The organism is Ancylobacter sp. VNQ12, from assembly GCF_049445835.1.
In the GTDB taxonomy this organism is placed as follows: domain Bacteria; phylum Pseudomonadota; class Alphaproteobacteria; order Rhizobiales; family Xanthobacteraceae; genus Ancylobacter.
Window position 1 is genome coordinate 30,575 of record NZ_JBMSDU010000019.1, and the last position, 12,122, is coordinate 42,696.

The window sequence follows — 12,122 nt, forward strand, 5'->3', positions numbered from 1 at the left end:
GCCACACTCCAACCGACGCTCGACACCGAAAAGGTGAGCGCGACCAGAAGTATGATGATATGGCGCATCTGTCGTAGCATCGCAACTCAGGGATAGGTGACTCGACAGGAATGTCAAGTCAGAGGAGAGACCCGAAGGTCGAAACGTATGAAAGTGCTGCCGATTTGCTACAGTGAGAGTGGCGGCATTTGTACTTTTCCGCCAATAGGCTGAAGAGCACGTGCTCGTGCTGGTATACTAGCTAAACTGTCGTCAGCTCTGTCGTGGATTTTTCCACCTCATGGCCCTTTTTTATAAGGGCTGGTGCGATTCGAACAGACGGGCCGCCCAGCCGACGCATTACGATTCACCCGATCTCCGCGCGAACCTGCAAACCCGAACCTGTAAACCCAGCGCAAATTCCGCGATGAGAAGCGAGAAAGATCCCTCTCGAGGAGCAGGATGCCACCCGACCTATGCGCTTGCGGCGCCACATGACCGCCTTTGACACCCTCAAAGCCATAGCATCAACCTAGTCAACGACGTCCATATGTCGCCCGAACCCCATGACCGCGCCCTTTTGGGGGGGCGCGGTTACAGTTCCACCGGGAGCTAGGCGGCGAAATGCAGCAGGCTGGGAATGCGGATCCTCCGCCCGCGTTTTTCCAAAGCACCGATCCGCGCGAGCCTGGCGAGTTCCTTCGTCACTGCCTCACGCTGCGTAGCGACCCGCAACGCTAGTTCGTCGTGAGTGGGCATTGAATTGATGACGAGGGCACCGTCGGGCTCCGTGGTGGCCATCCGCAACAACTCCGCCTTCAAGCGATCTCGCATCGGCAGGCTTACCTGATCCACTAGCCGTTGATTTATGCGGCACAGCCGCCGACACATCGCACGCGTCACTGACACTGCGAAGTCCGTATGTGTCGTCAGGGCACTCACGAAGTTTCGCTGATCAATCGCCCAAGCCTGCGATTCCTCAGACGCTCGGACGAGCAGCGGAAATGCATCGTTTCCGAGCGCGGCTGACTCGCCGACGATTTCGCCAGGCTCCAAGTCGGTTACGAACACGTCAACGCCCTTTAGTGTCGCGGCGTACACGGTCAGGCGGCCTGTAATGAGGATCAGGACCGGCGACGCCACGGCGGTGGAGCCTCCGAGATGCCGAGCTTTTGGTATTTTCAGACGTTTTGCCGAAAGATCGACGGCGCGTTCTTCGAGAACGTCGAGCAACGAGGTTTGCTCCCAAACCCTGGAAGGAAGGGAGATTGCGGAATGATAGTCCATGTTCACGCCATGTTGCTGATGCTCGCGACGCTGCCGAGCGTCTCCGCCTCGCGCATGCGCCGCAGCCAAAAATTGCTCACCTGTTAGCGAATCCGGGATGACGCAGCTCATTCGCGCAGACCGCCATTGGTTAGATGGCAGCCAACATCCTCATGCCCGGCAATGCTCGCACCTGTTTTCGACGGTCAGACGGTGCGCGGCGGTCGGTCCAGACGCTCACGAATACGTCCGTCAGCAACGGTATCGCAGAGGGGTGGCGCAAGCCGGACGATGCTATCGGTCGCACCTGCGCCGACCGATTGTCGTGGCATGATCAGGAAGCAAGTCGCAACAGAGCACTCGGATGGCGCTCGATCGTGATCGGCTGACGAATCGCAGTCACCGGCGAGACCGTCGACACAGGCCTCAACCCCGAGAGCGACAACGATAGCAGCAGTCTGGCCAGCAGCGAGCGTACCAATTTTGGATCCATCGCGGCCATGCGCTGCCGTGCCAGCAATCACTAGCACAACACCGAAAAGCACGCAGATCGCGCGAGCCATCATTCGCTTGAGATTGCGCGAGCGCATCTTGACCTTACGGACGTCCACTGATTCGAGGAATCATTATCACCCGGATTGGGGCGCAATGGAGATGCCAAGCCGGTTTCAGATTGCGAACACCCTGAGTGCTGGAGGCCGCGCGGCCAAATCACATTCCCGTCGCCTGCGACGACGCCCCCATGGAACGATGGGAGCCAATGCTTTTCCGAGCTACGCCGCAGCGTGGCGGTAATCGCGCCAAGCTGCCATGTTCGCTCACATATGCGTTAAGTATCAATAGTTCCCGCTGTCCGTTGCGGTTGGGAGGGCGAATTCCATTTCTTTATGATAATTTAAGTGTCGTCGAGTTCACAAAGAAAATAGGGACAGTTAGGCTGTCATTTATTTGGCGCTCTGCTCTGCAGAGAACGCCTTTTCCCAGAGGAGAATGAGACATCACCAACGTGCGTGCTTTTAAACGAAGAAGGGCGGACCGGCTCCAACAACGGAGGAAACAATGAAACGCGTTCACTTTGCCTTCATCGCAGCTACTGCCACGCTCGCTTTCGCTCTCCAGATGGGTCCCGGCTATGCTCGCTCGGCCGCAAGCCCGACTGGGATCGCAGAGATCATGCAAACTGTGCAGGGCAAGACGTGCACGACACGGACCGGATCGAAATTCTCGTTTGGGGCCCATGGTGAGTATAATTATGACGGTCTCTGGAAGAACGATGGTCACTACAAGGTAAAGCCTGGACGCATAGTCGTCACATTGCACAGCGGCCTTGAGAGGTCGTTTGCTGTAACGGTGAAGTCGGGCATCTTCTATATGGAAGATACCGCACTTTCATGCGGTTCCAATGCTACTGTGGCGGTTTTGCATTAAAGGTGCGCCCGCCGCGAGTGCTGATCGTGATCCTCCTGACGGCGAGCGGTTCGGGTGTGCGGAGTGTTGAGTTGCGGCGAGGAGCATTCCCGTAGACGCAATCGAAGGCGGCGCAAACGCGAAGTAAGGTCTACTGTCTCAAGGATCTCCATCGTTCAACGTACGCTGCGCTACCCGCGAGCGATATGGTAGCCGGAGTGTCTGAAAGACCGGCCTGCCGGCGGACATTCGAGGCGTTAGGTTGGCTCAGAGCGTCGAAGCCGACCGAGAAAAGGCGGCATCACATGAACGACACATCGGCCGGTCGCCTGAGGTCCGGCCGCGATGACCGTGAGGCGGACACACCCAGTGCGACCGATGAAGTCCTGCTGATCTATGATTGGGAGTGTCCGGCTTGCGATACCTACTGCCGCCGAGTGCGCATTGCGCCGTCGGCTGGCAGACTTCGTCTCGTCAATGCTCGTGAAGTAACCAGCGCGATGATCGAGATCACTGAGGCAGGGCTGGACATCGACCAGGGGATGGTCGTCAAGAAAGGTGGACAACTCTATTATGGCAGCGACGCTATCCACGCCCTTGCGGCTTTAAGCAGTCGATCGGACCTGTTCAACAAACTGACGCATCTCGTTTTTCGATCTAGGCAATCGTCCCACATCGTCTACCCCGCCTTGCGCACATGCCGGAACCTCCTCCTCAGAACGATGGGAAAGACCAAGATTAATAATCTGGGGATCAGGGAAAACGAGCGCTTCTGAGAGCGGATCCAACGATTGGCCGAGTTTTGGCCACTTGAACGGATCGGGGGGCGTGCCGGTTCGTCGGCCAATCGCTTCAGACGAAACTGGCTGGTAGCGTCTTGAGAATAGCGGAAATTGCACTCGACAAGGCCATGGGAACGAAGTCGGCTTTACAGCTATCGAATCGTCGCAAGCGAGGATCGTTAACCCGCTCTTGATACCGGCAAGAGGCCTGATACTGCCAAGACCACTTGCCTGGACCTAGGAGGAGTTGCCTTGCAGCTGCCGCCTAGAAGCCAAGCCCAATGGTTCGCGGACCTCGATAAATCGAGATTGCTCACGCGGACGTTGTTGATAGCCTCCTTCCTTGGCTTGCTCTCTTGTGCGATGTATCGCCAATGCAAGTCAGCATATGGCTCCGTAGACTGCTCCCGATCCTTGCGATCATGGGGCTTATCGTCGGACCGCTCACCGCGCCGGTGAGCGGTCCGACGATGGCGGCTGCCTCGACCATGGCGGAAATGCCGGGCGACATGCCGTGCTGCCCGAATGAGGCGCCGGCCGTTCCCGATTGCCAGAAAAGTTGCCCCTTGCTGGCGATCTGCATGGCGAAGTGCTTCTCGGTCGCGCCGCTGCTGGCGAGTCCGGCCTTTGTGCTGCGCGAGGGCGGTGCCATGCGCCCGGGCAGCGACACGATGGGCGCTACGCTCGCGATAGAGCCTCCAGCCCGACCTCCGCGAACCTAGAACATCGCCGGCGTTTCGACGCCGGCTCGTGCCGCCCCCCGGCGAAGCTCGGGCGGCCAAGAGTGCGTGGCCATAAGCCACGCGATGCCGGGCCATGTGCACGGCGCTCCGATAGTTCTGGGATTTTCAGATAATGACGACGTTCAAAACGAAGCGCGCCGCCGCTGCGGCGCTTGCGGCCGCGCTGTCCACCGCGGCTCTCTCGACGGCGCACGCCGACATTGCCAATTACGAGTTCCGGCTGGTTCAAACCGACGTCAAGCAGGGCAATGGCGCTATTGTCGCCGTCCGGCTGATCGACAAGCGCTCCGGCACGGCGGTTCCGGATGCGGTGATCTTCGCCACCCGGATCGACATGGCGCCCGACGGCATGCCGACCATGACCGCGCCGATCGAGGCGCTGCCCTCGACCGAGCCGGGCGTCTACCGTTTCAAGGCCAATCTGATGATGGCCGGCGGCTGGCAATTGTCGCTCGGCGCCAAGATCCAGGGCGAGACCGGCACCATCGAGAACAAGCTGGTCCTGAAGGCCGTGCCATGAAACGGATCGCCCTCACGGGCCTCACCCTCGCCGCCATCATGGCGGCGGGGGTCGGAGGCTATTGGGCCGGCGCACGGGGTATTTCCGCGCCCGGCCTTCGCACATTGTTCGATGCCGTAGGCATTCCGGCTGTGGCTGAACCGGCCGGCACAGGGGCCGTGATCTATTATCAGGATCCCGATGGCAGGCCGACCTATTCGGCGACCCCGCGGCAGACCGGGGATGGCCGGGACTTCCGCGCGGTCTACGCCAGCGAGGATGTGAGCTTCGAGGACAAGCCGCCAGCAGCAGCCGAGGTGGCCGCCCCGGCAAGTCCGCGGAGCGTCCTCTACTACCGCAATCCGATGGGCCTTCCAGACACCTCGCCGGTGCCGAAGAAGGACTCCATGGGGATGGACTATATCCCCGTCCATGAGGGCGAGGACGATGACGGCGCAGTCGTGAAGGTCTCGCTCGGCAAGCTGCAGCGAACCGGCGTGCGTTCGGAGTTGGTTGAGCGGCGCGTTGTCGGCAGGCTGGTGCGCGTGCCGGGAACCGTCCAGCTCGACGAGCGGCGCGTCTCCGTGGTGGCGACCCGGAGCGACGCTTTCATCAACGAGGTGGCAAATGTCACCACGGGCGACCGGGTGACGAAGGGCCAGATGTTGCTCCGGCTCTATGCGCCGGACATCGCCACTGCCGGCGCGCAGCTCCTCACCGATCTCAACAGCGGCGGCCGCGACAGCGCTCTGGGAGGCGCCCGCCAGCGCCTGGAGAATCTCGGCCTTCCGCCCGAGGCGATCGCCGAGATCGAGCGCACCCGCAAGGTGCCGCTGTCGATGGTCTGGCGGGCGCCGAGCGATGGCGTCGTGCTCGAGCGCAACGTCGCCGACGGCATGAAGGCGGCGCCCGGAGATGTGCTGTTCCGTCTCGCCGACATCTCGACCATCTGGGTGCTGGCCGATGTGCCGGAATTCGATCTCGGTGCCATTCGGCTCGGTGCGCCAGCGACGATAAGGGTGCGGAGCCTGCCGGGACGCAGCCTCGACGGCCGGGTGTCGCTGATCTATCCGCAGGTTGGCGAAGTCACGCGAGCGACGCGGGTGCGGATCGAGATCGCGAACCCGGACGGCGCCCTGCTGCCCAACATGTATGCCGAGGTGGAGATCGGCACCGGCGCTGCCACGCCGGTCGTCGCCGTGCCGGACGACGCCATCATCGACACCGGCACAAGGCAGGTGGTGATCCTCGACCGCGGCGAAGGCCGGTTCGAGCCGCGTGACGTCAAGATCGGCCTGCGCGGCGAGGGCTTCACCGAAATCCGCCAAGGGATCGCCGAGGGGGATCGGGTCGTCGTCGCGGCGAACTTCCTGATCGACGCCGAAAGCAATCTGAAGGCGGCGTTGCGCGGCCTGACACCTGCGGAGACACAGCCATGATCGCCCGCCTCATCGGCTGGTCCGCCCGAAACCTCGTGCTCGTCTTCATCGGCACCGCCTTCGCCGTCGCCGCCGGCCTCTATGCGCTGAAGACGCTACCGCTCGACGCCATTCCCGATCTCTCCGACGTCCAGGTGATCGTCTACACCGATTATCCCGGCCAGGCGCCGCAGGTGGTCGAGGACCAGGTCACCTACCCGCTCACGACGTCCATGCTGACGGTGCCGAAGTCGAAGGTGGTGCGCGGCTTTTCCTTCTTCGGCGTCTCCTTCGTCTATGTGATCTTCGAGGATGGCACCGATCCCTATTGGGCGCGGAGCCGCGTGCTGGAATATCTCAACGCCGCCGCGCAGCGCCTGCCGGCGGGGGTGACGCCGACCCTCGGGCCGGATGCGACCGGTGTCGGCTGGGTCTACCAATACGCCGTCGTCGCCAAGCAGATGACGCTTGCCGAGCTGCGCTCGTTGCAGGATTGGGTGGTCCGCTTCGGTGCCTCCAAGGCGGAGGGCGTCGCCGAGGTCGCCAGCGTCGGCGGCTTCGTCAAGCAATATTCGATCGTGGTCGATCCGAACCGGCTGCGGGCGCTGGGCATCCCGCTCGACAAGGTGCGCGACGCCGTGAAGGCGAGCAACACCGATGTCGGCGGGCGCACCGTTGAGCTCTCCGAGTTCGAGTTCATGGTGCGCGGCCGCGGCTATCTGCGCGGCGTCGCCGATATCGAGAATGTGGTGCTGAAGACCGATGGCGGCGTGCCGTTGCGGGTGAAGGATGTCGCCCGCGTCGAGATCGTCCCGGATGAGCGGCGCGGCATCACCGAGCTCAATGGCGAGGGCGAGGTGGCCAGCGGCATCGTGCTGCAGCGCTTCGGCGCCAATGCATTGACCGTGATCGAGAACGTCAAGGCGCGGCTCGCCGAGATCGCATCGAGCCTGCCGAAGGGCGCCGAGATCGTGCCGGTCTATGACCGCTCCGGATTGATCGAGCGCGCAATCGAGACGCTGAAGGGCACGCTGGTCGAGGAAAGCATCATTGTCGCCCTGGTCTGCGTCGTGTTCCTGCTGCATCTGCGCAGCGCGCTGGTGGCTATATTGATGCTGCCGGTCGGCATTCTGATGGCGTTCGCGGCGATGAAGGCGATCGGGCTCGGCTCCAACATCATGAGTCTAGGCGGCATCGCCATCGCCGTGGGCGCCATGATCGACGCCGCCATCGTCATGATCGAGAACGCCCACAAGCATCTGGAGCGCGCGCCGCCGGACAAGCCGCGGATCGAGATCCTGATCGAGGCGGCCAGCGAGGTCGGACCGGCGCTGTTCTTCAGCCTGCTCGTCATCACCGTCTCCTTCCTGCCGATCTTCACGCTGGAATCGCAGGAAGGCCGGATGTTCGGTCCGCTCGCCTTCACCAAGACCTTCGCCATGGCGGCATCGGCGCTGCTGTCGGTGACGCTGGTGCCGGCGCTGATGGTGGTCTTCGTGCGCGGGCGGATCGTCCCCGAGCACAGGAACCCGATCAACCGGTTCCTGATTTGGGTCTATCGCCCGGTGATCCGCGGCGTTCTGAAGGCGAAGATGCTCACCATCCTCGTCGCGCTCGTGGTGCTCGGGATCACCGTGTGGCCAGCGCGCCAGCTCGGTTCCGAGTTCATGCCGAGCCTGGACGAAGGCACGCTGATGTACATGCCGACCACCTTGCCGGGCATCTCCGTCACCAAGGCGGCCGAGCTGCTGCAGACGCAGGACCGGATCATCAAGAGCTTCCCGGAGGTGGATACGGTCTATGGCAAGGCGGGACGGGCGCTCACCGCCACCGATCCGGCGCCGACCGAGATGTTCGAGACCATCATCAATCTGAAGCCGAAGAACCAATGGCGACCCGGCGTCACCGTCGACAGCCTGAAGGCCGAGATGGACCAGGCGCTGCAATTCCCCGGCGTCTCCAATGCCTGGACCATGCCGATCCGCGCCCGCATCGACATGCTGGCGACCGGCATCCGCACCCCGGTCGGCGTCAAGGTGTTAGGCACCGATCTCGGCCAGATGGAGCAGACCGCGCGCGCGATCGAGCAGGTGCTGCGATCCGTGCCCGGGACATCGAGCGCCTATGCCGAGCGTGTCATCGGCGGGTATTACCTCGACATCGTGCCGGATCGCGAGGCGCTCGGCCGCTACGGCCTCGCCATTGGCGACGTCCAAAGCGTCATCGCGAGCGCGCTCGGCGCCGAGACCGTGACCACCACGGTCGAGGGGCGCGAGCGCTACGCCGTCACGGTCCGTTATCCCCGCGACTTCCGGAGCGATGCGCAAGCGATCGCCCGCGATGTGCAGGTGCCCATGCCGGGTGGCGGAACGGTGCCGCTCGGGGAGGTCGCCAAGGTCGGACTGACGCGCGGCGCGACCTCGATCCGTACCGAGAATGGCCAGCTCGCCGTTTATGTCTTCGTCGACATCGCCGGCCGTGATCTCGGCGGCTATGTCGCGGACGCGCAAGCCGCGGTGGCGAGCGAGGTGAAGCTGCCGCCCGGCACCTATGTCGCGTGGAGCGGCCAGTTCGAATATCTGCAGCGTGCCGAGGCCCGGCTGAAGATCGTCGTGCCGGTTACGCTGCTCATCATCTTCCTGCTGCTCTATCTCAATTTCCGGGCGCTCACCGAAACCCTCATCGTCATGCTGTCGCTGCCCTTCGCGCTGGTCGGCGGCATCTGGCTGATGTGGTGGCTCGGCTTCAACATGTCGGTCGCCGTCGCTGTGGGCTTCATCGCGCTCGCCGGCGTCGCCGCCGAGACCGGCGTCGTCATGCTGATCTATCTCGATCAGGCGATGGCGGAGCTGAAGGCCGAGCGGGAGGCGGCAGGACGGCCTTTCACGCGGGCCGATTTCTACCAGGCGATCATGCTCGGCGCCGTCGAGCGGGTGCGGCCGAAAATGATGACCGTCGTCGCCATCATGGCCGGCCTCCTGCCCATCCTGTGGAGCACCGGCACCGGCTCGGAAGTGATGCAGCGCATCGCCGTGCCGATGATCGGCGGCATGGTCTCCTCGACCCTGCTGACCCTCGTCGTCATCCCGGCGATCTATGCGCTGGTCAAGGGCTGGAACCTGTCGCGGGCCATGTCCGGCGAGGCCGCGGTCGGGCCCGAAACGGAAGGGCTCGGGGCCGCGGCAGAGTGAGAGGAGGCTCCGATGATGCACGACATGATGAGCAGCATGGACGCGGGCATGGGCTGGCTCATGGGCCTCGCCGGCATGATCGGCATCGCGATCGCGGTGCTGGTCATTGCCGCGCTGGTGAAATACGTGTTCTTCCGGTGAGGTGAGCTATGCATTCTCTCCGCCCGCTCCTCTGCACCTCGATCATCTTCCCGACGCAGCGCGGGATCATGGCCCGGACCAGCCCCAACTGCTGACCGCAGCAATCGGCAAGTCAATGCAAGGAGAAACCTGACGACGCAGACATCGCACCTGAACCGCCGACGCTGATGGCAGGTGCCGCCGGAGCAGCCGCGCTCCTCTTCTCGCGCCCCTCCCGCGCAGCGTAGCCCCTCCCAGAATGACCGTGACCTGCGTCCGAAACTGCGGCTGCGGCGCGCACGTGAAGGCGGCCAGCGCCTCTATTGGGTGCTAGAACTCAAGGCGTTCAGCACGACGAGTGTCTTGGTTGGGTAGGAAGCTGTCCTTGCTCAGCATTGGGCAGAGCAGGGTTACAGTGGCCCGAAGCATCTTCATCCGGCAGGAATGGGAGCTTCAGCGCTCATCGTTAAGCTTAGCAGTGTTACTGATCGGTGAGGGGCGGGGCGAAAGCGATGCGCCCGGTGGTACACCGGAAGCTTCATCTGACCTTAGAAGGCGGCTGGTCACCTGTTGTAGTGGGCGACGCTCGAACATAGCGAGCCTTTCAAGTGCTCCGGCAATGCGTGCTAGGGGCGTTTCCAAATCAGGTATATCAATCAGTGCAAGTAGCAGCCCGGCGATCCAAAAAGCATTGACATGAGTGAACATCGCTAGCAGGCCCAAGACACAGACAATCTGATACTGAATCTTCTGGGACCTATGAGCGATTTGGTCCGGGAGGGCATGCAGCCGCAGGTAGAGGATGCCGAGGGCTAGCACAAAGACCACGAGGAAAATGGCCATAGCTATCAGGAGATAGTCCACTTCGCCCGGCCGATGCAGGAAATATGGAATATACTGTGGTGCCAACGAATGCTTAGAGACAATCATGGTATCGTGCCCCGGAGCGAGGAACTCCAACAGTGCACCACCAATCATCCCCCTAAAAATCCAGGCCAGCAAGCCTCGTGCTCGCGTTGCAACTCTCGGCGGCGAGCAAATCCTATCGCTAGTGGCAATGCCGCGAAAGGATCTTGGCCTTATGTAAACGCTCGATCTGGGGCGATCACGCGTTTGCTGGGGGGCGGGCGGCTGCGTCGCGTGTTTTTGACGCTGGCGCCTTTCAGCACCGACCCGCCATGTGTTCGGAGCGACAGTTCTGTAGGCAATCCTGTCCACAGACGGTGTGTCGGTCCACCCTGAGGGCCGCGACCCGGATAATCGGCCTTCGCCAAGCGGATATCGAGCCATCGAGCGGGGCAAGCTCTATCTTCTGGTAGCCATCGATCGCGTGTCCAAGTTCACCTTTGTGCAATCAAGCGACAAGGCAACCCGCCCCATCTCTGGCGACTTCCTGAGGGCCTTCGTTGCTGCAGCCCCCTACAAGATCGCATCATGCTCAGCGAAAACGGCCTTCGCTGCTCGTTGTTGCTTCGGTGGGAAGGCCGACTCCGTGGCCGCTTGGCACGTAGCCGAGCTTGTTGCACAGGTCACGGAAAGCAACCCGGCAGCGTTCCTTCTCGGCTTTCGCGCTCTCGCATCGGCGCTCCCGGTCTTCGCGCGACCCAGTTTCAGGCGCTGCCGCCCGGATCGCGCTTTCCCAGGCGACCAGCGCATCGATATAGGCGCGATGGGCCGCAATCGTGCGTTGCTCCAGCGTCTTGCGGAGAAGGTCGTGCGGATCCACCTTTGCGGGTCCCCGAAGCCGTTGTCTGCGGTACGCCCCCGCAAACGATCTCTCTGACTCTTGGTGATCGGGGAGTTCGAAACCGTGCTAGACGGCCCTGTGGCCTTTAGTTCGGGTGAACCTGTTGCATACGCCGCAGGCTCCCCGACCATAAGGTCAAGGAGTTTGGTGCCGTAACGGCCGGCACCAACCGCTAGCAGGGGTTTCGACGCCCCGAGGCAGCGCGTACTGCCTCAACGCGACTCATACTTCACAAGGCGCGCGCGTTCCAGTTCAGATCGCTAAACGCATGATCGTTCTGAAGGATCATGGGCGTCTCCCCGTCGGGACCGGGCTGGCGGCTGCGCTGAAGCCCCGCGCGGGTCTTCCCCCGTTCGGACGGCTATCCCTGACGCGGAACCGGCCTTCGCCGGCGACGAGAACGCGACCCGAGCGTCGCAACGACACGCCCACAACCGGACACATGGTCTCCTCGTGGTCCGGGGGAACCGGTGCGCATTATGAACTCCGGTGGCACGCGCAACTGGAGAAACCCTAATCGAGCCGCCGTCGGAGAGGAGAACGGTGTGTTCGGCTCATTGAAATCCTGGCTGGAGCGGCGCCGCGCCATGCGCCGTCGCTGGCAGGCGGATGCCTGCCGTCTTGTGCAGGGTGATGAGCGCGCTGCCTATTATGAGGCACAGCGCCTGGCGGGCCGCGCCACGGTCGAGGGAAGGGCCGGGGAGTTCGCGCATTGGGCCAAGGTCGCTGCGGAGGTGGCGCGGATCTCGCCACGCGCCGAGATGGATCTCGCAAGAGTCCAGGCGATCGTCGACGAGGAGCTGCGGCGCGGGGACGAGCCCTCGCAAGGTTCTTCCTGAGAGCCGGCGCGACAAGCACCATCAGGCGTCGAAGCCGATACGTCAGGCGCTGTGTTCGTTCGGGGAGGCAGGTCCAACGGGAAACAGCCCAATCCCGCTCTCTTGCGATGTCTCCTGGCCCGTTCCCGGAT

Annotated in this window: 11 protein-coding genes and 1 pseudogene; 9 read left to right on the forward strand and 3 right to left on the reverse strand. The window is 62.7% G+C overall.

Annotated features, from left to right (window positions below; genetic code table 11):
• Positions 1-591: 591 nt before the first annotated feature.
• Positions 592-1,377, reverse strand: a complete 786-nt coding sequence (locus ACO2RV_RS20310; protein ID WP_423296067.1) for a Crp/Fnr family transcriptional regulator — start codon at positions 1,375-1,377, stop codon at positions 592-594.
• A 927-nt stretch (positions 1,378-2,304) separates the two neighbouring features.
• Here ACO2RV_RS20310 and ACO2RV_RS20315 point away from each other — a divergent pair.
• The 7 genes from ACO2RV_RS20315 to ACO2RV_RS20345 all read left to right on the forward strand — a co-directional run bounded on the left by ACO2RV_RS20315 (position 2,305) and on the right by ACO2RV_RS20345 (position 9,426).
• Positions 2,305-2,673, forward strand: a complete 369-nt coding sequence (locus ACO2RV_RS20315) for a hypothetical protein (protein ID WP_423296068.1) — start codon at positions 2,305-2,307, stop codon at positions 2,671-2,673.
• Positions 2,674-2,957: 284 nt separating this feature from the next.
• The gene (locus ACO2RV_RS20320) at positions 2,958-3,428 is read left to right on the forward strand and encodes a DCC1-like thiol-disulfide oxidoreductase family protein (RefSeq protein WP_423296069.1); all 471 of its coding nucleotides are present in this window, start codon (positions 2,958-2,960) and stop codon (positions 3,426-3,428) included.
• 428 nt (positions 3,429-3,856) lie between these two features.
• Positions 3,857-4,156, forward strand: coding sequence for a hypothetical protein (locus ACO2RV_RS20325; RefSeq protein WP_423296070.1), 300 nt, complete (start codon positions 3,857-3,859; stop codon positions 4,154-4,156).
• A 133-nt stretch (positions 4,157-4,289) separates the two neighbouring features.
• Positions 4,290-4,697 carry a FixH family protein gene (locus tag ACO2RV_RS20330; RefSeq protein WP_423296071.1) on the forward strand — a complete coding sequence of 136 codons (408 nt, stop codon included), beginning with the start codon at positions 4,290-4,292 and terminating at the stop codon, positions 4,695-4,697.
• Positions 4,694-6,115 carry an efflux RND transporter periplasmic adaptor subunit gene (locus tag ACO2RV_RS20335; RefSeq protein ID WP_423296072.1) on the forward strand — a complete coding sequence of 474 codons (1,422 nt, stop codon included), beginning with the start codon at positions 4,694-4,696 and terminating at the stop codon, positions 6,113-6,115. The genes ACO2RV_RS20330 and ACO2RV_RS20335 overlap by 4 nt, the downstream gene beginning before the upstream one ends.
• A complete protein-coding gene (locus ACO2RV_RS20340; RefSeq protein WP_423296073.1) occupies positions 6,112-9,285 on the forward strand; it encodes an efflux RND transporter permease subunit in 3,174 nt (1,057 codons plus the stop codon). The genes ACO2RV_RS20335 and ACO2RV_RS20340 overlap by 4 nt, the downstream gene beginning before the upstream one ends.
• A 12-nt stretch (positions 9,286-9,297) precedes the next feature.
• The gene (locus ACO2RV_RS20345) at positions 9,298-9,426 is read left to right on the forward strand and encodes a hypothetical protein (protein ID WP_423296074.1); all 129 of its coding nucleotides are present in this window, start codon (positions 9,298-9,300) and stop codon (positions 9,424-9,426) included.
• A gap of 432 nt (positions 9,427-9,858) precedes the next feature.
• On the opposite strand, the gene ACO2RV_RS20350 is transcribed toward ACO2RV_RS20345, so the two are convergent.
• Positions 9,859-10,407: a hypothetical protein gene (locus tag ACO2RV_RS20350; RefSeq protein WP_423296075.1), complete on the reverse strand. Its 549-nt coding sequence runs from the start codon at positions 10,405-10,407 to the stop codon at positions 9,859-9,861.
• Positions 10,408-10,696: 289 nt separating this feature from the next.
• Between ACO2RV_RS20350 and ACO2RV_RS20355 the strand changes: the two are divergent.
• Positions 10,697-10,834: pseudogene (locus tag ACO2RV_RS20355) on the forward strand (IS481 family transposase); the annotation flags it as partial.
• Between the two features lie 9 nt (positions 10,835-10,843).
• Here the strand turns inward: ACO2RV_RS20355 and ACO2RV_RS20360 are convergent.
• Positions 10,844-11,131, reverse strand: a complete 288-nt coding sequence (locus ACO2RV_RS20360) for a hypothetical protein (protein WP_423296076.1) — start codon at positions 11,129-11,131, stop codon at positions 10,844-10,846.
• Positions 11,132-11,697: 566 nt separating this feature from the next.
• Here ACO2RV_RS20360 and ACO2RV_RS20365 point away from each other — a divergent pair.
• Positions 11,698-11,991: a hypothetical protein gene (locus ACO2RV_RS20365; protein WP_423296077.1), complete on the forward strand. Its 294-nt coding sequence runs from the start codon at positions 11,698-11,700 to the stop codon at positions 11,989-11,991.
• Positions 11,992-12,122: the final 131 nt, after the last annotated feature.

Bases quoted from the DNA above. Each gene is read 5' to 3' on its own strand.
- ACO2RV_RS20320 (WP_423296069.1), top strand. From the start codon at position 2,958: ATGAACGACACATCGGCCGGTCGCCTGAGGTCCGGCCGCGATGACCGT.
- ACO2RV_RS20315 (WP_423296068.1), top strand. From the start codon at position 2,305: ATGAAACGCGTTCACTTTGCCTTCATCGCAGCTACTGCCACGCTCGCT.
- ACO2RV_RS20330 (WP_423296071.1), top strand. From the start codon at position 4,290: ATGACGACGTTCAAAACGAAGCGCGCCGCCGCTGCGGCGCTTGCGGCC.
- ACO2RV_RS20340 (WP_423296073.1), top strand. From the start codon at position 6,112: ATGATCGCCCGCCTCATCGGCTGGTCCGCCCGAAACCTCGTGCTCGTC.
- ACO2RV_RS20345 (WP_423296074.1), top strand. From the start codon at position 9,298: ATGATGCACGACATGATGAGCAGCATGGACGCGGGCATGGGCTGGCTC.
- ACO2RV_RS20310 (WP_423296067.1), bottom strand. From the start codon at position 1,377: ATGAGCTGCGTCATCCCGGATTCGCTAACAGGTGAGCAATTTTTGGCT.
- ACO2RV_RS20335 (WP_423296072.1), top strand. From the start codon at position 4,694: ATGAAACGGATCGCCCTCACGGGCCTCACCCTCGCCGCCATCATGGCG.
- ACO2RV_RS20325 (WP_423296070.1), top strand. From the start codon at position 3,857: ATGGGGCTTATCGTCGGACCGCTCACCGCGCCGGTGAGCGGTCCGACG.